Origin of the sequence: Streptomyces sp. SID11385, assembly GCF_010548245.1 — a bacterium.
Taxonomy (GTDB): domain Bacteria; phylum Actinomycetota; class Actinomycetes; order Streptomycetales; family Streptomycetaceae; genus Streptomyces.
Genome location: NZ_JAAGLR010000714.1, coordinates 1 through 496, shown reverse-complemented (window position 1 = coordinate 496; position 496 = coordinate 1). Strand labels below are relative to the sequence as shown.

1 pseudogene is annotated in these 496 nt (G+C 79.8%); it reads left to right on the top strand.

Going from position 1 to position 496, the window contains the following annotated elements:
* A pseudogene (locus tag G3I42_RS21565) lies at nt 1-496 on the top strand (hypothetical protein); the annotation flags it as partial.

The following is a 496-nucleotide window of genomic DNA, read 5'->3' as shown; positions in this document are numbered from 1 at the left end:
GAGGCCGAGACCGAGGCGGCACGGGTCCGCAACGAGGCCCGCGAGACCGGTGAGCGGCTGCGCGCCGAGGCGAGCGCGGCGGCCGAGCGCGTCACGACGCAGGTGGCCGAGGAGCTGGCCGCGGCGCAGGAGGAGGCCGAGCGGCGGCGGCGCACGGCCGAGGAGACGCTGGAGTCGGCGCGTACCGAGGCGGGCGAGGAGCGGGAGCGGGCGCGCGAGCGGGCCGAGGAGCTGCTGACCAAGGCGCGTACGCGGGTCGAGGAGGCGGAGGCCGAGGCGGTCCGGCTCGTCGAGGAGGCGGAGACCCGGGCAGGCGAGCTGGTCGCGGCGGCGGAGCAGTCCGCGCAGCAGGCGCGCGAGGCCGTCGCGGGGATAGAGGAGCGGGCCGAGGAGGCCGCCCGGGGGCTGCGCTCGGCGGCGGAGCACGCGGCGGAGCGTACGCGCAGCGAGGCGCAGGAGGAGGCCGACCGGGTCCGCGCGGACGCCTACGCGGAGC